General features: G+C 68.1%; 19 protein-coding genes. 15 read left to right on the top strand and 4 right to left on the bottom strand.

The features are described from left to right. Positions 1-24 precede the first annotated feature (24 nt). Entirely contained in the window at positions 25-684 is a 660-nt protein-coding gene (locus PV768_RS16470; RefSeq protein WP_157242398.1) for a cyclodeaminase/cyclohydrolase family protein, read from the top strand. Here PV768_RS16470 and PV768_RS16465 read toward each other — a convergent pair. Beyond that, on the bottom strand, positions 638-1492 hold the full coding sequence (locus PV768_RS16465; RefSeq protein ID WP_421093597.1) for a glycosyltransferase family 2 protein: 855 nt from the start codon (positions 1490-1492) through the stop codon (positions 638-640). The genes PV768_RS16470 and PV768_RS16465 overlap by 47 nt on opposite strands. Positions 1493-1589: 97 nt before the next feature. On the opposite strand from PV768_RS16465, the gene PV768_RS16460 reads away from it, so the two are divergent. From PV768_RS16460 to PV768_RS16425, 8 genes are all read left to right on the top strand, one after another. Beyond that, entirely contained in the window at positions 1590-2525 is a 936-nt protein-coding gene (locus PV768_RS16460; RefSeq protein ID WP_421093596.1) for a hypothetical protein, read from the top strand. Between the two features lie 160 nt (positions 2526-2685). After that, entirely contained in the window at positions 2686-4074 is a 1389-nt protein-coding gene (locus tag PV768_RS16455; RefSeq protein WP_370460750.1) for a sigma 54-interacting transcriptional regulator, read from the top strand. A gap of 7 nt (positions 4075-4081) precedes the next feature. Next, positions 4082-6088, top strand: a complete 2007-nt coding sequence (locus PV768_RS16450; RefSeq protein WP_421093595.1) for a vWA domain-containing protein — start codon at positions 4082-4084, stop codon at positions 6086-6088. Between the two features lie 107 nt (positions 6089-6195). Continuing rightward, entirely contained in the window at positions 6196-7134 is a 939-nt protein-coding gene (locus tag PV768_RS16445; protein WP_157242394.1) for a 5'-3' exonuclease, read from the top strand. A 155-nt stretch (positions 7135-7289) separates the two neighbouring features. Next, positions 7290-7658, top strand: coding sequence for a hypothetical protein (locus tag PV768_RS16440; protein WP_421093594.1), 369 nt, complete (start codon positions 7290-7292; stop codon positions 7656-7658). A gap of 64 nt (positions 7659-7722) precedes the next feature. Then, the gene (locus PV768_RS16435; protein WP_421093593.1) at positions 7723-8229 is read left to right on the top strand and encodes a hypothetical protein; all 507 of its coding nucleotides are present in this window, start codon (positions 7723-7725) and stop codon (positions 8227-8229) included. Positions 8230-8289: 60 nt separating this feature from the next. Then, positions 8290-10950 (top strand): ATP-dependent helicase HrpB, encoded by a 2661-nt coding sequence (hrpB, locus tag PV768_RS16430; protein WP_421093592.1) that lies wholly within the window; start codon positions 8290-8292, stop codon positions 10948-10950. A 154-nt stretch (positions 10951-11104) separates the two neighbouring features. After that, positions 11105-11257, top strand: coding sequence for a hypothetical protein (locus PV768_RS16425; RefSeq protein WP_197432528.1), 153 nt, complete (start codon positions 11105-11107; stop codon positions 11255-11257). A gap of 59 nt (positions 11258-11316) precedes the next feature. Here the strand turns inward: PV768_RS16425 and PV768_RS16420 are convergent, their stop codons facing one another. After that, positions 11317-11994, bottom strand: a complete 678-nt coding sequence (locus tag PV768_RS16420) for an alpha/beta family hydrolase (protein ID WP_421093591.1) — start codon at positions 11992-11994, stop codon at positions 11317-11319. 68 nt (positions 11995-12062) lie between these two features. On the opposite strand from PV768_RS16420, the gene ligD reads away from it, so the two are divergent. Further along, complete coding sequence (ligD, locus tag PV768_RS16415; RefSeq protein ID WP_421093590.1) at positions 12063-13085, top strand: non-homologous end-joining DNA ligase; 1023 nt, start codon at positions 12063-12065, stop codon at positions 13083-13085. 63 nt (positions 13086-13148) lie between these two features. Here ligD and PV768_RS16410 read toward each other — a convergent pair whose 3' ends face one another. Next, entirely contained in the window at positions 13149-13769 is a 621-nt protein-coding gene (locus tag PV768_RS16410; RefSeq protein ID WP_321216159.1) for an L-threonylcarbamoyladenylate synthase, read from the bottom strand. Positions 13770-13898: 129 nt separating this feature from the next. On the opposite strand from PV768_RS16410, the gene PV768_RS16405 reads away from it, so the two are divergent. The 5 genes from PV768_RS16405 (at position 13899) to PV768_RS16385 (ending at position 17319) form a co-directional block, all read left to right on the top strand. Further along, positions 13899-14333, top strand: a complete 435-nt coding sequence (locus PV768_RS16405) for a VOC family protein (RefSeq protein WP_157242388.1) — start codon at positions 13899-13901, stop codon at positions 14331-14333. Between the two features lie 209 nt (positions 14334-14542). Beyond that, complete coding sequence (locus tag PV768_RS16400) at positions 14543-15049, top strand: HAD domain-containing protein (RefSeq protein ID WP_421093589.1); 507 nt, start codon at positions 14543-14545, stop codon at positions 15047-15049. A 152-nt stretch (positions 15050-15201) separates the two neighbouring features. Beyond that, a complete protein-coding gene (locus PV768_RS16395) occupies positions 15202-16503 on the top strand; it encodes an inorganic phosphate transporter (RefSeq protein ID WP_421093588.1) in 1302 nt (433 codons plus the stop codon). Next, entirely contained in the window at positions 16500-16721 is a 222-nt protein-coding gene (locus tag PV768_RS16390) for a hypothetical protein (RefSeq protein WP_104997881.1), read from the top strand. Before PV768_RS16395 ends, PV768_RS16390 begins: the two co-directional genes overlap by 4 nt. 43 nt (positions 16722-16764) lie before the next feature. Further along, positions 16765-17319, top strand: a complete 555-nt coding sequence (locus PV768_RS16385) for a dihydrofolate reductase family protein (RefSeq protein WP_157242386.1) — start codon at positions 16765-16767, stop codon at positions 17317-17319. Positions 17320-17338: 19 nt separating this feature from the next. On the opposite strand, the gene PV768_RS16380 is transcribed toward PV768_RS16385, so the two are convergent. After that, positions 17339-18193, bottom strand: an 855-nt coding sequence (locus PV768_RS16380) for a DUF222 domain-containing protein (RefSeq protein WP_421093587.1), incomplete at its 5' end; no start/stop codon positions are given.

The raw sequence follows: 18193 nt of genomic DNA, 5'->3' as shown, positions 1-18193 counted from the left end.
CGGGGACAGGGCACACTTGATGGCATGACTGATTCGGCTGCTGTGACCACCCAAGGCTCAACTGTTGAGGAGTGGACGCGTGCACTGGCGGAGTCAAAGGGCTCGCCCGGCGGAGGGGCAGGGACGGGAGTGATGCTGGCCATCGCAGCGTCGCTGGCGTCAATGGTCGCCGGCTACACGGAACCCAAGGAGCACCAGGGGCCGGAACTCGCTGCCCTGCACGAGCGGGCCTGCGCCCTTCGCACCGATGCCCTCAAGTTGGCCGACGACGATGCTGCCGCCTCCGAAGCGTTCGGCGCCGCCTTCCGGCTTGAACGCGGCCCGGAACGGGACCGGGCGGTACACCGGGCCTCCGTTGACGCAGCCAAGGCCTCCGCCGTGCTGGGCGAAAGGGCCGTTGCTGCCATTGATGACCTTGGCTGGCTCGCCTCCAACGGGAACCCTGCGCTCATAGCTGATGTCGTCGTCGGATTCGGCGCCTTGAGGGCAGCGGTTGCGGGGGCACGCACGAACGTCAGTTTCGACCTCGCCACCCTGAGGTCTGCCGGTGCCACGCTGGACCAGGTCAGGGAAGAGCATCAGGCGCTGTGGGCGGCCGTGGAGCAGCTTACCTCGGCGCTCGAACGCATCGACCAGCTCACGGCCGCGGTGGATCACCGTGCCGCACCCACCGACGCCGGCTGAACCGCCGCACTTCCCGCCGCCGTCGTACCTGCAAACGGTCCAGGCGGCGCCGCAGCGGCGCTTCTTCCCGGAACTCAACGCGGCACGTGGTCAGTGTCATGGCCCCGTGGCGGCGGAAGGATGCCCAGCTGGTAAGCGGTCGGGACGAGACGCCAACGGTGAGGGCGGGGTCGTAGATGACCGTCATCCCGGGGCGGAGGCGGTAGGAGATATCGACGTCGTCGTGGACATCCGCGTTGTCCCGTACCACGCTGCGGCTGATCTCCTGCCACACTTCCCGCCGCAGTGCGAAGTTTGAACCGAAGACCGGGGGATGGCCCAGCAGCAGCCGGAAGACCTTGAAATAGCCGCTCAGGAACACATGCCTTCCGGCCCAGCGGACCCACGGGCTCCCGCCATAGAAATCGGCCGGCCCGGTTACAAGGGTCATGGGGCCCGCCGCCGCCAGGTCGGCCTCCACCCGTTCCAGCCAGTCGGCCGCGGGCCTGGAGTCCGTGTCCAGCCGGGCGATGATGTCCCCTGCCGCCGCATCAAAGCCGGCGGCGGCCGTGGCAGGAATGCCCTGCAGATCCACGGGGATGCGGCGTACCCCGGCGGCGGTGCAGACGGCGGGCGTGTCGTCGCTGCTGGCGTTGTCCACCACGATGATTTCGTGGGCCGGCCTGGTTTGCCGGGAGAGCAGGTGCAGGCACGTCCTCAGCATTTCCGCGTCGTTCCGGGTGGGGATCACCACCGAAACGGCCGGGGCGTCACCGCCCGCATACCCGCTGTCCACTGCAGCCCCCTCGACCTTCAGCACCCTGTGCATTCGCGGCCTTCGCCCTTGCCCCAATGCTGGCGCAAGAAGGCCCCGGGGGTCCAACTGCCCTACCGCACTGCCTGCGCAACCTACTAGCGTGGCTGGCGTGGCAGGGACTCTGGAAAGGGTAACGGCGTGGCTGCTTGAGGGCGATCCGGCGATCAGGTGGCAGGTGCTGCAGGACCTGCGCGGCGCCGGCGACGACGAGGTCCTCACCGAACGCCGCCGCGTGGCAACGGAAGGTTGGGGCGCCCGGCTCCTGGGCGAACAGGACGGGGCCGGCACCTGGTCCCAGGGGCTCTACCTGCCCAAGTGGACTTCCACCACCTACACGCTCCTGCTCCTGCACCGGCTGGGCCTTCCGGAGGAAAACCCGCAGGCGGTCCGCGGCTGCCACTGCCTGTGGGACGGCGCCAGGTATTACGACGGCGGACCCAGCCTGTGGCGCGGACCCCCGGACACGTGCGTCGTAGGAATGCTTGTCCTCCTGGCCTCCTACTTCCGTTACGGGGAGCCGCGGCTGGACGCGGCCGTGTCCTGGCTGCTCCAGGAACAGCTTCCCGACGGCGGGTGGAACTGCCAGACCAGGCGGACAGGCTCCCGCCACGGTTCTTTCCACACCAGCATCACCGTCCTCGAGGCACTCGATGCCTACGGGCGGTCCGGCGGACCGGCCGACGTGCGGGCGGCAGCCGCGAAGGGACGCGAATTCTTCCTGGCCCATCACCTGTACCGCTCACACACCACCGGCGAGGTGGCCGACGGGGCATTCACCCGGTTCCCGTTTCCGCCGCAATGGCACTTCGATGTCCTCCGGGGACTCGAATACTTCCGGGCGAGCGGAGCAGCGCCCGATCCCCGGCTCGCGGATGCCGTGGAAAGGGTCCGCGCGGCCCGGAATCCTGACGGCAGCTGGAAGCGGTACGCGCCATACCCGGGCAGGCAGTGGTTCCCGCCAGAACCGCAGGGCCCCAGCCGCATGACCACCCTGCGGTGCCTTCGCGTGCTCCGCTGGTGGGACAGTACCGGCAGCGCGGGATGAAATTGGCCTCAGAGCAGCGGCCACGGGCGGCGCATCCCGGTCCCGTCCACCGGCATGACGCGGCCCCGCCCGGGTTCCCGGGGGAAGGGGCAGCCGCCGTCGAACGGGTGTTTGGCGAAAGTCCTCGATTCACGGCACGGGAGGGGGCTACCGTGGAGGGGTGACTGATCGTCCCGATATCTTCACAGTTGGCGAGCTGCGCGCCGCCGGCCACGCCCACAAGGACCTCCGCCAGGAAATCCGAGACAACCTCCTCGCCGCGCTCGCCGCCGGCAGGGATCCGTGGCCAGGTTTGTACGGGTTCAGCCGCACGGTCATTCCCCAGCTGGAGCGCGCCCTGATTGCCGGCCACGACGTGGTGCTGCTCGGCGAGCGCGGGCAGGGCAAGACCCGCCTCCTCCGCACCCTGGCGGGGTTGCTGGATGAATGGTCGCCGGTCATCGAGGGCTCGGAACTGAACGAACACCCCTTCGAGCCCATCACCGAGCACTACCGTGCCCTCGCCCTCACTGAGGGTGACCGGCTGCGGGTGGCGTGGCGCCACCGGTCGGAGCGGTACGTGGAGAAGCTGGCCACGCCGGACACGTCCGTCGCTGACCTGATTGGCGACGTGGACCCGATGCGCGTGGCCGAGGGCCGCCGCCTCGGGGATCCGGAGACCATCCATTACGGCCTGGTTCCGCGTTCCAACCGGGGCATCATCGCGATTAACGAGCTGCCGGACCTTGCGGAACGGATCCAGGTGTCCATGCTGAACGTGATGGAGGAGCGCGACATCCAGATCCGGGGCTACGTGCTCCGCCTGCCGCTGGACGTGCTGGTGGTCGCGTCCGCCAACCCGGAGGACTACACCAACCGGGGCCGGATCATCACGCCGCTGAAGGACCGCTTCGGCGCCGAGATCCGGACGCACTACCCAATCGAGCTCGACGACGAGGTGGCCGTCATCCGGCAGGAGGGGCAGCTGGTGGCCAACGTCCCGCCGGTCATCCTTGAGATCCTGGCGCGTTACACCCGCGCGCTGCGGCAATCCCCGGCGATCAACCAGACCTCGGGGGTTTCGGCGCGGTTCGCCATCGCGGGAGCCGAAACAGTGGCTGCCGCGGCGCTCCGCCGGGCGAGTGTGCGCGGCGAGGCCGAGGCTGTGGCCCGGATAGTGGACCTTGGGACAGCGGTGGAAGTCCTGACCGGCAAGATCGAGTTCGAGTCGGGTGAGGAAGGCCGCGAGCAAGCCGTCCTTGACCACCTCCTGCGCACAGCCACTGCCGAGGCGGTGCGCGCGCACTACCAGGGCCTCGATCTCGGCCCGCTCGTGGCAGCGCTCGACGGGCACACCACAGTCACCACCGGAGAGCACGTCACGGCGCAGGAGTTCCTGGAGAACCTGCCGTCCCTGAATGGATCGGGCCTTTACGACGAAATCGGCATCCGCCTCGGCGCAAAGTCAAAGGGCGAGCGCGCCGCCGCGATCGAACTCGCCCTGGAAGGCCTCTACCTTGCCCGCCGGATCTCCAAGGAGTCCGACGACGAGGAAACGGTCTACGGCTAGGGGCACCATGGACAGCCACCACCACTCCGCCAGGTACGGCCGGTACACGGGCGGACCCGATCCCCTTGCCCCGCCCGTCGACCTGGCGGAGGCGTTGGACGCCGTCGCCGACGACGTGATGGCAGGTTACTCACCCCGCCACGCCCTGCAGGAATTCCTCCGGCGCGGCGGCCGGAGCCGGGAAGGCCTGGACGACCTCGCCCGGCGCGTCCAGCAGCGCCGCAGTGAACTGCTTGGCAGGCACCGGCTGGACGGAACCCTCAGCGAGGTCAGGCAGCTCCTGGATACCGCCCTCCTGGAGGAACGCAAACAACTCGCCCGCGACGCGATGATGGACAACACGGACCGTGCCTTCCGGGAGATGCAGCTCCAGAACCTGCCCCAATCCACCGCGGCGGCCGTCAACGAGCTCGCTTCCTATGATTGGCAGTCCGGCGCCGCCAGGGAAGCGTACGAGCGGATCAAGGACCTGCTGGGCCGCGAGGCCCTGGACCAGCGCTTCGCCGGCATGAAGCAGGCGCTTGAGAACGCCACGGAAGAGGACCGGGCAGCCGTCAGCGGGATGCTCCGGGACCTGAACGAACTGCTGGACAAACACCGCCGCGGGCAGGACACGGAGGCTGACTTCCAGGAGTTCATGGCGCGGCACGGCCACCACTTCCCGGAAGATCCGCAGTCCGTGGAGGAGCTGATTGACGCACTGGCCAAGCGGGCAGCTGCGGCCCAGCGGCTCCTGCAGTCCATGTCGCCGGAGCAGCGGGAGGAGCTGATGCGCCTGTCCGCACAGGCTTTCGGGTCGCCGGAACTGATGGCCCAGCTCGACCGGCTCGACGACACCCTTCGGTCACTGCGTCCCGGAGAGGACTGGACCGGGTCGGAGCGGTTCGAGGGGCAGGAGGGGCTGGGCCTCGGCGACGGCACCGGCGTCCTCCAGGACATCGCGGAACTGGACGAACTCGCCGAGCAGCTTTCCCAGTCCTACAACGGATCAACGCTCGGCGACCTGGACCTGGATGCCCTGGCCCGCCAGCTTGGGCAGAACGCCGCCGTCACCGCACGCACGCTGGCGGAGATCGAGCGGGCCATGCAGGACGGCGGGTACCTGCGCCGTGGCGCGGACGGGGACCTCCGGCTTTCGCCCCAGGCCATGCGGCGGCTCGGGAAGTCACTCCTGCGGGATACCGCGAAACAGTTGTCCGGCAGGCAGGGGCGCAGGGACACCCGCGTGGCGGGAGCTGCCGGCGAGCAGACCGGCTCCAGCCGCCAATGGGAGTTCGGGGACGCCGAGCCCTGGGACGTCACGCGCACGCTGACCAACGCGATCAGCCGTACCGCGGCCGACGGCGGGACCCCGGGCGCCGGACTCCGCCTCACCCCCGCGGACATCGAGGTGAGCGAGACAGAGGCCCGCACCCACGCCGCCGTCGTCCTCCTTGTGGACGTTTCATTCTCAATGGCCGCCGAGGGGCGGTGGGTGCCCATGAAGCGCACTGCCCTGGCGCTGCACCACCTCGTGTCCACGCGCTTCCGCGGGGACAGGCTGGAGCTGATCACGTTCGGCCGCTATGCCCAGGCGATGGATATAGGCGAGCTCACGGCCATGCCTCCCCGGCGTGAACAAGGAACAAACCTGCACCACGGATTGCTGCTGGCCGGCCGGTTCTTCCGCAAGCATCCCTCCATGCAGCCCGTCCTCCTGGTGGTGACCGACGGCGAGCCCACCGCCCACCTGCTTGCGGAAGGCGAACCGTGGTTCTGCTGGCCACCGGACCCGGAAACCATCCGGGTGACGGTGGCGGAACTGGACCGGCTGGGCCGTGCCGGCACGCAGGCCACGTTCTTCAGGCTGGGCAACGACCCCAGCCTGGAACGGTTCGTGCAGCGCATGGTGCGCCGGGTGGATGGCAGGGTGGTGGCCCCCGAGGCCGGGGACCTCGGAGCCGCCGTGGTGGGGGAGTACCTGCGTGCGCACTTCCGCGGACGCGCGTTCGGAGACTCCGACTGGGCCTCCTAGCCACAGCACGGGATGGGTGCCCGGTCGTGGACGCCGGGCATGGAGAACCGCGGAATCGTGGCCCGGGCTGATGGCCGCGCAGGGCTGATCCGTGTGAGGATCGGAGTATGCCTGACCGCCTGATGCTGCTGGACACTGCCTCGCTGTACTTCCGCGCCTTCTACGGAATGCCGGATACGATCCGGCGCGGGGACGGCACACCGGTCAACGCCGTCCGGGGACTGCTGGACATGATTGCGCGGCTGACCACTGATTATCAGGCAACGCACCTGATCGCCTGCTGGGACGATGACTGGCGCCCGCAATGGAGGGTGGACCTTCTCCCCACCTACAAGGCGCACCGGGTGGCGGAGGCCGTCGCGGGCGCACCGGACGTCGAGGTGGTTCCGGATGCGCTGGAGGCGCAGCTTCCGATGATCCGCCGGGTTCTTGGGCTCGCCGGCATCGCCATCGTGGGCGCGCCTGACCACGAGGCCGACGACGTCGTGGGCACCTACGCGAGCCACGCGGACTTGCCCGTGGACGTGGTGACCGGAGACCGTGACCTCTTCCAGGTCTGCGACGACGAACGTCAGGTCCGGGTGATCTACACCGCCCGCGGCATGAAGAACCTCGAAGTCATCACCGAAGAAGTGGTGGTGGCCAAGTACCGGGTGCTGCCCCGGCAGTACGCCGACTATGCGACCCTGCGCGGCGACGCCTCGGACGGGTTGCCGGGCGTCGCGGGTATCGGCGAAAAGACGGCAGCGTCGCTGCTGCTCAAGCACGGCACCCTGGAGGGGCTCCTGGAAGCGGCCGGGCATTCCGGCAGCGGACTGTCCGCACCGGTGCGGGCCAGGTTGGCCGCCGCCGCGGACTACCTCTCGGTTGCCCCCGCCGTCGTCAGGCTCGTGCGGGACCTGGACCTGCCCAGCCCCGAACAGGCTGGGGCCAAGCTAAGCCCCGTTGCGGGGGAGCCGCGCACCGAACTGGAGCGCCTCGCCAGCGAGTGGAACCTGGGCGGCTCGGTCCGGCGGCTCCTGGCGGCCCTCGACCTGCAGCGGTAGGGACTGCAGTTCCTTCTTTGTGGCGCTCCCTCAACGCACCACGCCGCACACTCACCCTTGCGTCCCGCTTGCGTAGTCCGGATCGGGTAGTAAGCTTGCTGACCATTAGTAGTAAGCTTGCTGATTAGTCGGAGAAGCGGGAGCAGGTCGAACACATGAGTGCAGTTATTGGTGCCATCTGGTCCCTGGTGGCCGCCGCCGGAGCGGCGCTGGCGGCCAGCGCGCCTTTCGGTGCTGCAGGCCATGGTGGCCAGTACCTCGCCGGTCACGTGCTCTTGGGCGTGGGTCTGGGCCAGCTGCTCGCCGCAGTACTTCGCGCAGCCGTGCGCCGGGTTCTCCGGAAAGCCCCCCGGACAACGCAGGTACCCCTGGCAGCAGTTCCGGAAGCGGCACCTGCTGCGGCCCTGACACTAGCAGCGGCTGTCCCTGCACCGGCAATTGACGCAATCGAAACTACTGCCGTGACGGTCCTGCACCCCCGGCCGGCCGCCGTCGTGCCCCTGCAGGGCAAGCATGCCGCCTGAGATTCCAGGGCCCCGACACTCGGGGGAGGCTCTCCCGAAGCCCCAGCGGCGGACGGTTTGGACCGTGCTGGCCGCCATACTCGCAGCTGCCGCCCTGGTGGCCGGAGCATTCCTTGCCTCCGCAGGTCTTCGCGGCTCCGACTCGGATGAGGCAACCCTTCAGGGCTTGCAGATCCGCGTGCTCAACGTGAGCCAGGCCGCCGCGGAGAACAGGCTGGACGGCGCCCTCGCTGCCTTGGACGCGCTCGAAAATGACCTGGAGGCTGCCGCCGCAGGGGGCCTGGTCTCGGCGTCCAGGTACCGTGGCATCGAAGCCGCATTGTCGTCGGTCCGGGCCGAGATCACCCGCCACATCGAAGCCCAGGCCGCTGCGGCTTCCGCAGCCAAAGCAACGGCTGTCGCAGCCGAAACCCCCACCACGGACGCTTCCGCCACGCAGTCGCAGCCCGTCCCGCCCCAACCGGAATCGCCCGCCGCCGCCCCGGCGCCCGAATCCGCACCCCAGGGACCGGGACTGCCCGAAGCCGCCAAAGATTCCAGGGGTAGGACCAAAGGTACGGGAAAGCCCTGATCCCGGTGTCAGGCCGGGCCTCCGTCACGGCGGCAGCGAAGTTCCGGGCAAAATGGAGGGATGACTTCTCCGAGCGGCCTGAAGGTGCCGCCAGCCGGCAAGGCCTTCAACCTGGCGGCCATCGGCGCCGGACTGCCCTTCGCTGACTCGCTCGCGGCTTTGGCTGAAGCCCTGGGCCGCAGCGGTGCCGGAGGAACAGCAGGTGCCGGAGGAACGGCAGTAGTGCAGGCGCCGCCCGGAACAGGCAAGACCACCCTGGTGCCGCCGCTCCTCGCAAACCTCCTTGCGTCCGCCACCGGCCAGCCGGGCCGGGTGGTCGTGACCCAGCCCCGCCGCGTCGCCGCCCGTGCCGCCGCCCGCAGGCTGTCCGCCCTGGACGGCAGCCGGCTGGGAAGCCGCATCGGGTACACCGTCCGCGGCGAACGCCAGGCAGGACCCGAAACCCTCATCGAGTTCGTCACGCCCGGCATCCTGCTGCGCCGCCTGCTGGCCGCTCCGGACCTCCCCACGGCCGGCGCAGTGGTCCTGGACGAGGTCCACGAACGCGGGCTGGAAACGGATCTGCTCGTCGGCATGCTCGCTGAAGTCCGCCAGCTGCGCGGCGACCTGGCCGTCGTCGCAATGTCCGCCACCCTCGATGCGCCCCGGTTTGCCGCCCTGCTGGGAGACCACGACGGCGGCGGGCCGGCACCCGTCGTCGACTGCCCTTCCGCGCTCCATCCCTTGGGCATAGAGTGGCGGCCGGCTCCCGCCGCCAGGCTGGACGGCCGGGGAGTAACGCCCGCGTTCCTGGAGTTCGTGGCCGGGACGGCCGCGGAAGCCCGCCGGCGTGAACTGGCACAGAACAGCGCCACAGATGCCCTGGTCTTCCTCCCCGGGGCGAGGGAGGTTTCCCAGGTCGCGGCGAGGCTCCGCAGCCTGCTTGGCCCAGGGACGGACGTGCTGGAACTCCATGGCCAGGCAGCGCCGGCGGAACAGGACCGCGCGGTATCCGGCCGTCGCCCGGGCGACAACGCCAGGATCATCGTCTCCACAGACCTCGCCGAGTCCTCACTGACCGTCCCCGGCGTCCGGCTGGTGGTAGATTCAGGGCTTGCCCGTGAGCCGCGGCGTGACGCTGCCCGCGGGATGAACGGACTGGTCACAGTCTCCTGCTCCCGGGCCTCGGCGGACCAGCGTGCCGGGCGGGCAGCCCGCCAGGGGCCGGGGACCGTAGTCCGCTGCTACAGCCAGCAAGCCTTTGGCGCCGCGCCGGCCCACGTGACCCCGGAAATCAACGTGGCGGACCTGACGGGCGCCGCCCTGCTGATGGCGTGCTGGGGGTCCCCAAGGGGGAAGGGCCTCCCCTTGCCTGACGCGCCGCCGCAGCAGGCCATGGATGATGCGATGGAAGTTCTGGCGGAGCTCGGGGCCGTGTCCGGCAGCGGCCAGGCCACCCGCGCAGGCAGGACCCTCGCCGGCATTCCCGCCGATCCGCGGCTGGCCCGTGCCCTGCTCGACGGCGCGGCAGCGGCCGGCTCCAGGGCGGCGGCTGAGGTGGTGGCTGCCGTGGCAGGTGATGGCCGCGCTCCCGGCGCAGACCTGGTGCGGCTCATGTCCCAGTTGCGCAGTGACAGCGGGCCGGCCGGGCGGCGTTGGACGGAGGAGAGCCGCCGCCTCCAGGCGCTGGCCGGGCAGGCAGGCCCGCTGTCCGAAGCTCCCGCGCTTCCTGCCCTCACCGGCGGCACTGAGGTGGTGGGCGCCGTCGTCGCCCTCGCTTTTCCCGACCGTGTGGCACGCAGGGTCCCCGGCGACGGGCCGGAGCGCTATCTGCTGTCATCCGGGACCCGGGCAGGCTTGCCGGCCGGAAGCAGCTTGGCAGGGCAGGAATGGCTGGCCGTTGCCGAGGTGTCCCGCGCCGAAGGCAGGGACTCCGCCGGCACCGGTGCCGTGATCCGCGCCGCGGCTCCGCTCTCGGCCGGCCTTGCCGAGGCGGCGGCGTCACACCTTCTGGCTGAGGCTGTTGAGGCGGCCTTCACGCAGGGCCGCGTCACCGCCCGCAGGGTCCGGCGATTGGGCGCCATTGGGCTCGCGTCCACTCCCGTGCGTCCGTCGCCCGCGGAGGGGAGGGCTGCGGTAGCAGCAGTGCTGCAAAAGGACGGACTTTCCGTCCTCAAATGGTCGACGCCGGCAGCATCCTTGCGCAGCCGCCTCGCCTTCCTGCACCGTGAGCTGGGCGGACCGTGGCCGGACGTGTCGGAGGCCGGGCTCCTTGTCCGGCTGCAGGACTGGCTGGGACCCGAGCTCGAGGCGCTTGCAGGGGGTGCGGACGCCAACACACTTGACCTCACCGGGCCCCTCCGGCGGCTGCTTCCCTGGCCGGAGGCAGCCAGGATGGATGAGCTCGCCCCGGAATGGCTGGAGGTCCCCAGCGGCTCCAGGGTGCGGATTGAGTATCCGGAACCTTCAGCGGGGACGGAACGGCCCGTGGTTGCCGTCAAACTCCAGGAGTGCTTTGGGCTGGCAGAGACGCCCCGCCTGGTCCATGGCCGGGTGCCGGTCCTGTTCCACCTGTTGTCACCGGCCCGGCGGCCGCTCGCCGTCACCGACGACCTGACATCCTTCTGGTCCGGACCCTACGCACAGGTCCGCGCCGAGATGAGGGGGCGCTATCCCAAGCATCCGTGGCCGGAAGATCCCTGGACCGCACCGGCCACCGCACGGACCAAGCAGCGGAAATAGCCCGCTGCCGCGTTCGCCTCCCCGGGCCCGCGGCCCCGCGTGAGATCTCCGATACACGCCCGTTACGTACCGTCGACGCGCTGAAACATGCACGGCATAGGCTCGTTTCCACTTGGACAGTGTTGTCCTCAACAGGAAACGGAAGGACGTAAAGATGTTTCTCTTCACCAGCCTTAACCTCTTGCTCGACGGCCGGCGCAGTGATGACAGCCGGTCACACGGCGGCGGCAGCGGACAAACCGAATTCCCTGAAGGCCAGCTCAGTTCCGCAGCCTGGGAAGGCTGGTGGCACGAGGAAGCCGCCTGACAGCCGGACTCCCTGGGCGCCTGGTTCCGGGCAGCGGCCCCGTCAAAGGCCGCTGCGAATCAGCCGGAGGCGCGGATGAAGCCAGCCACAGGCTCGGCAAGGGACGCGCCCACTTCCGCGGCTGAACGCTTCACGCCGGCCACCGCAAACGAATGGTCGCCGCCGTCCACCCACTGCAGGACAGCTGAGGGTCCTATCCGGCGCACCACATCCTCGAGGATGCCGGGAGTAGCGAACGTGTCGCGGCTGCCCTGCAGGAACAGCATCGGTGAAGTGATGCCGTAAAGGTGTTCGTCCCGGACTTTGTCGGGCTTTCCCGGCGGATGCAGGGGATACCCCAGGTAGACCAGTCCTGCAGCCTCCATCCCGTCTGCCACGGCCATCGAGGCCATCCGTCCGCCGAAGGATTTGCCCGCCGCCCAGATGCGGCCGGTGGCGCCGTGTTCCGCCCCCTGGCCTGCCGCCGCAGCCATGGCTGCCCGCCACGCTGCGATCGCCGTGGGTGGGCGGTCCGGGAACTTCCTTCCGGCCTCCCGGTAGGGGAAGTTGAAGCGGAGGGTGGCGAGGCCGAGGGAGTTCAGTGCGTCGGTGAACCCGCGCAGGAAGGGATGCTCCATGCCCGCACCCGCACCGTGCGCCAGCACCACCGTGGCGGACGGGCTGTCAGGGCACGCGTAGGTGCCGGAGACCATGACTTCGCCCACCGGGATGCTGAGGGCGGTTTCAGAAGCTGACATGCGTCCATCATGCCGGACCGGCCGCCAAAATCTGCCGGCCTCCTGTTGCAGGGGTGTACGTTGTCCCCATGGCGAGCGAACAGACCACCATCACAGTCCAGGGGCCGAACGGCGAGCGGGAAATGCGCATTTCGAGCCCCAGCCGGGTCATTTGGCCTGAGCCGGGAATCACCAAACTCGACCTGGCGAAGTACATCTGCGATGTCGGGGAAGCGTTCATCGCTGCCAACGGTGGCAGGCCTGTGGCCCTGCAGAGGTTCTCGGGCACCATCGACGGCGAGATGTTCTTCTCCAAGAACCCGCCGAAAGGTGCGCCGGCGTTCGTCCGGTCCACCAAGGTGTTCTTTCCGAGCGCACGCTCCCATCCCATGCTGATCCTTGATGAACCCGCAGCGGCCGTATGGGCGGTGCAGATGAACACCATCGTTTTCCACCCCTGGCCCTCCCGTGCGGAAAACACGGACAATCCCGACCAGCTGCGCATCGACCTCGACCCCCAGCCGGGAACCGATTTCGACGACGCCATCCCTGCCGCGCTGGCGCTGAAGGAGGTCCTGGCCGAGGCGGGCCTAGACTGCTTCATCAAGACCTCGGGGAACCGTGGACTGCACGTTTACGCGCCAGTGGAGCCCACGCGGGAATTCCTTGACGTCCGGCACGCTGTCATCGCCGCGGCGCGGGAACTGGAGCGCCGGATGCCGGAAAAGGTCACCACCGCCTGGTGGAAGGAAGAACGCGGCGAGCGGGTATTCGTGGACTTCAACCAAGCCAACCGGGACCGCACCATCGCCGGCGCCTACAGCCCCCGGCCGCTGCCCCACGCCCCGGTGTCCTGCCCGATCACCTGGGATGAACTGGAAAACGTGGATGCGAAGAACTTCACCATCCTCACCGTCCCGGACCGGCTCAAGACGCTCGGTGACCCCTGGGCGGACATGGGCAGGAACCCCGGAACCATCGACACGCTCCTTGGGTGGTGGGAGCGTGACATCAAGGCCGGGCTGGGCGAGCTTCCGTTCCCGCCGGACTACCCCAAGATGCCGGGCGAGCCGCCCAGGGTGCAGCCAAGCCGGGCGCGCAAGCAGGAGTAGCGGAAGCGGAAGGCAACCTCCGCCGTCGCCCCAAGTCCTTACCCGTGCGCACTTTGCCAGCAGCTATTCGAACCGGGAGGGATCCCCGGTGCCGCGCCGGACAACCTCTGCCACGCCGCTGGAAAAGTCCACCACTGTGGTGGGTTCTGATCCGCAGTCGCCCGCGTCGATCACGGCGTCCACCTGGTGGTCCAGGCGCTCCTTGATCTCCCACCCCTGGGTCAGCGGGTCCTCCTCGTCAGGGAGCAGCAGGGTGCTCGAAAGCAACGGCTCACCGAGCTCCGCGAGCAGTGCCTGAACCACCCGGTTGTCCGGAATCCTCACGCCAACCGTTTTCTTCTTCGGATGCAGCAGGCGCTTCGGAACCTCCTTGGTGGCCGGCAGGATGAAGGTATAGCCGCCCGGGGTTACGGCCTTAATGCTGCGAAAAACGTCGTTCCCGATATGCACAAACTGGCCCAGCTGCGCGAAGTCACGGCAGACCAGCGTGAAGTGGTGCTTGTCGTCCAGCCGGCGGATGGTCCTGATCCGGTCCAGGGCGTCCCTGTTGCCTATCTGCGCGCCCAGCGCGTAGCAGGAGTCCGTGGGATAGGCGATCAGTCCGCCGTCGAGCACTATCTTGACTGCCTGGGTGATGGCGCGGGGCTGGGGGTCCTGGGGGTGAACGTCAAAGTATCTGGCCATGACCCTGAGCCTACGGCCCAGGCGGTCCCTTGCGCACCACCGTTCGGCATCCCCTACCACCCGCCCTTCGTTTGAGGCAGGATGTTGTCTGGTTCCACCATGTTCCGTCCCCATTCAAGGAGATCCACCATGCCGACCACTCTCAACCCCTACATCAGCTTCCGCGACAACGCCCGCGAGGCGATGACCTTCTACCAGGCGGTCTTCGGCGGCGACCTGGCCCTCAGCACTTTCGGCGAGTTCCAGGCCAGCGACGATCCGGCCGAATCGGACAAGATCATGCACGGCATGCTGACCACCACCCAGGGGATGGTGCTGATGGGGGCGGACACGCCGAACAGCATGGGGTACGCGCCGGGATCATCCATTTCGATCTCGCTCAGCGGTGACGATGAAGCGGAACTGCGCGGGTACTACGAGAAACTCAGTGGCGATGGCGGAACGGTGACCGTTCCCATGGAGCAGGCGCCCTGGGGTGACATCTTCGGCATGTGCACCGACCGGTTCGGTGTGGCCTGGCTGGTCAACGTCAACAACCCCCAAGTTGCCACGGGAACACCCTAGGACGGTAGCTTCTTTCGGGCCGGGAAGCAGGCGCGCTGAACGGTCCTCGCCCAGGCCCAGCAGCCCCGGGTCATTGAGGAGAATCCGGGCCGGTGCGAGGATGTAGGCGTGGAGCCAGACGTCAGATTCACCGGCCCGGAACATGAGCGGCCCGCCACTGCCAGGCCACCGGGCCTCCGGCAGGGCTAGGTTCCCGGTTCGGATCAGGAATGACCCGCACGCTCTATCTCGATGTCGACGGCGTCGTTTGTCCGTTCGGGCCAACCGGAGCCAGCGCTTGGGGATCCGGCTGGAAGTACGCCGATGCGGGCCTCCTGCCCGTGGCCTATGCGCCGGAACTCGTGGACGGGCTGAACGGCATTGCCGCGATGCCGGGGGTGCGCTGCGTCTGGCTCACCAGCTGGGAGGAACTTGCCCCGCAGTACCTGTGCCCGGCCATTGGCCTGGACGGGGCACGGTGGCCTTACCTGACTTCAGGCGGGACAGCCGCGGGGGAGGGCTGGTGGAAGCTTCGCGCCATCCAGGAGGACGTGGAAGCCGCCAGCCTTGAGGCTGTTGCCTGGATCGACGACCAGTTGGCATTCGAGGCGGCGGCCCAGGCTTGGGCCAGGCTCCTCGGCCGGCGCATCCTGGCCGTTTCCCCCGATCCGAGACGCGGCATCTCGCCCATGGAACTGGAGCGGATACGGTCGTTTCTCGGACAGCCGTTGTTTTGACCTGTTGTTGGGTACGCGTACGATCGATAAGGTTTCACGCCGGTCTGGTTACCGCCACAAGTCATTCCAAGCGAACAGCTGGTGAATTATCTGTGCAGGGCAGCCGGCGGAAAAGAAACTGCTGGACGTCGACTCTGCAGATTGGGCAACAGGTGGATATCACCTTCATGGTGGCGCTGGTTATCGCACTGGCACTATTTTTCGATTTCACTAACGGTTTCCACGACACCGCGAATGCCATGGCCACGCCCATCGCAACCGGCGCCATCAAACCAAAAACCGCGGTGGCGCTGGCAGCCATCCTGAACCTCGTGGGCGCATTCCTTTCCACGGAGGTGGCCAAAACGGTGTCCGGCGGAATCATCCGTGAGGGATCGGACGGCGTCCAGATCACGCCGGACATCATCTTTGCCGGACTCATGGGTGCCATCCTTTGGAACATGATCACCTGGCTAAAAGGCCTTCCCTCAAGTTCTTCGCATGCCTTGTTCGGCGGGCTCATCGGTGCCGCCATTGCCGGCATCGGCTTCAACTCCATCAACCTTGAAGGCCTCCTCCAGAAGGTCATCCTCCCGGCGATCTTCGCACCGCTTATTGCCGGCGTCGTTGCCTACATCTGCACGCGCCTCGCCTACGCGCTGACCTCGCGCCACGATCCCGAGACCGGCAGCAAGCTCACCCAGAAGCGCGGCGGCTTCCGGACCGGCCAGATCTTCACGTCCAGCCTGGTTGCACTGGCCCACGGCACCAATGACGCCCAGAAGACCATGGGCATCATCACGCTGGTCCTGATTGCCGCCGGAACCCAGGAGGCCGGCTCAGGACCCCAGTTCTGGGTTATTGCAGCCTGCGCCCTGGCCATCGCCATCGGCACGTACGCCGGCGGGTGGCGCATCATCCGCACCATGGGTGCCGGTCTCACCGAGGTTAAGCCCGCCCAGGGTTTCGCGGCGGAGACCAGCACCGCGTCTGCCATCCTTGCGTCCTCACACCTCGGCTTTGCGCTCTCCACCACCCAGGTTGCTTCCGGTTCCGTCATCGGCTCCGGCATGGGCCGCAAGGGAACCAGCGTGCGCTGGAACATGGTGGGCAAGATCGCCCTCGGCTGGCTCTTCACCCTTCCCGCCGCCGGAATTGTGGGGGCATTGACCGCCCTCCTGGTCAAGACGGGCGTGGTTGGCGTTTTGATTGCCGCCGTTGCCGGCACCGCAGCCGTGCTGCTGATGTTCTTCTACTCACGCAAGTCCGCCGTCGGCCATCACAACGCCATCGAGGTGGAAGAAGCCGGACAAGCCGTCCGTTTTGCCAAGAAGAAGGCCCTGGCACGTGCCCGTGTGCGCGCCAAATCCAAGGCAAACGCCCAGGCCGAGCCAAACACCCAGCCCACTAACAAAACCGAAGCCGGCACCCAGGCGGAAGCCGAAGCCGTCGACACGAAGGATGCCCAACGATGAAGTGGTTGGAACTGCTGACCGTAGCCGGTGCCACCCTGGCGGCCGCTGTGACTGTGGTGGTCCTCTACTCCCTGGGCGTCAGGCTGACCGCCATCGCCGGTGACCCGCAGCAGGTGTCCCCAGGAACCAAGCGTGCGTTCGCATACGTCTGCTTCGGCCTGTGCGGCCTGGCAGTGCTCTTCGGGCTGTACCTGATCATTCCGTACTTTTCCGGCTGACCTGCCTCTGGCAGGCGCTGATGCCGTTGGCTAGGCTGGCTCCATGCCACGTATCCAGTACTTCGTCGCCGCGTCCCTGGACGGCTTTATTGCCACGCCCACCGATGACCTGGGCTGGCTGCTGCAGTTCGACGGTTTTGAGGGCGGCAAGGAAAGCTACGAGTCGTTCATGGCAGATGTCGGCTGCATCGTCATGGGCGGCGGAACCTACGCCTGGCTCCTGGAGCACGAGCCGGGCAACTGGCCTTACCCGGGCACACCCTCCTACGTGTTCACCCGGCATGAGTACACGGCTCCGGCAGGTTCCGACATCACCTTCGTCCGCGGCGAAGTCACCGAGTTCCTCGCAGACTTCGAACGGGCCGCCGGCGGCAAGAACATCTGGGTGGTGGGCGGCGGGAACCTCGCCGCCCAGTTCGCTTCGGCCGGATTGCTCGACGAACTTATCCTCTCCGTCATCCCGGTGGTACTGGGGGATGGCAAGCGGCTGCTTCCGCTGGCAGGCCCGACGCCGCCACTCGAGTTGGTGGCCTCGCGCACCATGGGCAGGGGAATCGTGGAGCTGCGGTACCGGCTGGATGGAATTGCCGGCTCCTGAGCGGAAGCCCAACCAACGTTCATCCGTCGCGGGCGTGCAGGAACTGCTCGAGGGCTTCTTCGCCGGGGGAGAGCCCGGTGTAGGCGAAGTCCGTACAGCCTGCGATTGATCCTTCCAGGCGTTTCACTTCCGCAGCCCGATCTGGCCACTTGGGTGGTTCCCAGTCCTGGTGTTCGGTTGTGTAGTGGCGGCCGGTGGGTGAGGTCCAGCCGGGTGGTTCGTTTTTTGTTGCCGGGGTGGGGTTCCAGCCGCTGGTGTGGCGGAGTTTGTGGTGTTTCGGGCAGGGCTGGCCGAGGTTCGAGACTCCGGTGGTGCCGCCGTTGTGCCAGGCGAGGAGGTGGTCGGCTTCGTTGTCGAGGGAGTGGTTGCTGCAGCCGGGGAAGGGGCATTTTCCGTCCCGCAGCCTAAGCCAGTTCCGCATCGCCTTGGTCACCCGGTAGCTGGTGCGGCCGATTTCCAGCGGCGCCCCGTCCCGCGGGTCCACCAGCACCCGGTAGAAGGAGCTGGCACCGTCGGCGACGAGCTCCCGTGCCATCGAGGGCGGAATGGGGCCGGCCCCGTCCAGCACCGCCGGCTCGTCCGTCAAGCCCAGCAGGGCGAACACTGGCACGGTGACCAGCACCTCGGCCCGGACTGGCGCTTGGTTTGGACCGGTTCCCTCGCCGCCGTCGCCAGCACCGGCTGCACCGGTAACGCCGGTAGTGTTGCCGCTGTTGAGGAGCCCTTCGGCGAAACTATCCGCCCGGAGCTGGGTGAGGGTGCGGTGCTCGTTCGGTCCCTGCATGGTCCGGGAGAGGGCGGTGAGCTTGTTCCAGAGGGCCGTGGCCTGGTGGGCGGGCAGGTAGGCGGAGAGCCAGGCCATCCCGTCCTGGTC

Source organism: Pseudarthrobacter sp. CC4 (genome assembly GCF_048957775.1).
Lineage (GTDB): Bacteria > Actinomycetota > Actinomycetes > Actinomycetales > Micrococcaceae > Arthrobacter.
The sequence above is the reverse complement of the archived record's forward strand: the minus strand, read 5'-3'. Positions and strand labels throughout refer to the sequence as shown.

Bases quoted from the DNA above. Each gene is read 5' to 3' on its own strand.
- PV768_RS16470 (WP_157242398.1), top strand. From the start codon at position 25: ATGACTGATTCGGCTGCTGTGACCACCCAAGGCTCAACTGTTGAGGAG.
- PV768_RS16465 (WP_421093597.1), bottom strand. From the start codon at position 1,492: ATGCACAGGGTGCTGAAGGTCGAGGGGGCTGCAGTGGACAGCGGGTAT.
- PV768_RS16450 (WP_421093595.1), top strand. From the start codon at position 4,082: ATGGACAGCCACCACCACTCCGCCAGGTACGGCCGGTACACGGGCGGA.
- PV768_RS16445 (WP_157242394.1), top strand. From the start codon at position 6,196: ATGCCTGACCGCCTGATGCTGCTGGACACTGCCTCGCTGTACTTCCGC.
- PV768_RS16440 (WP_421093594.1), top strand. From the start codon at position 7,290: ATGAGTGCAGTTATTGGTGCCATCTGGTCCCTGGTGGCCGCCGCCGGA.
- hrpB (WP_421093592.1), top strand. From the start codon at position 8,290: ATGACTTCTCCGAGCGGCCTGAAGGTGCCGCCAGCCGGCAAGGCCTTC.
- PV768_RS16425 (WP_197432528.1), top strand. From the start codon at position 11,105: ATGTTTCTCTTCACCAGCCTTAACCTCTTGCTCGACGGCCGGCGCAGT.
- PV768_RS16420 (WP_421093591.1), bottom strand. From the start codon at position 11,994: ATGTCAGCTTCTGAAACCGCCCTCAGCATCCCGGTGGGCGAAGTCATG.
- ligD (WP_421093590.1), top strand. From the start codon at position 12,063: ATGGCGAGCGAACAGACCACCATCACAGTCCAGGGGCCGAACGGCGAG.
- PV768_RS16410 (WP_321216159.1), bottom strand. From the start codon at position 13,769: ATGGCCAGATACTTTGACGTTCACCCCCAGGACCCCCAGCCCCGCGCC.
- PV768_RS16405 (WP_157242388.1), top strand. From the start codon at position 13,899: ATGCCGACCACTCTCAACCCCTACATCAGCTTCCGCGACAACGCCCGC.
- PV768_RS16400 (WP_421093589.1), top strand. From the start codon at position 14,543: ATGACCCGCACGCTCTATCTCGATGTCGACGGCGTCGTTTGTCCGTTC.
- PV768_RS16390 (WP_104997881.1), top strand. From the start codon at position 16,500: ATGAAGTGGTTGGAACTGCTGACCGTAGCCGGTGCCACCCTGGCGGCC.
- PV768_RS16385 (WP_157242386.1), top strand. From the start codon at position 16,765: ATGCCACGTATCCAGTACTTCGTCGCCGCGTCCCTGGACGGCTTTATT.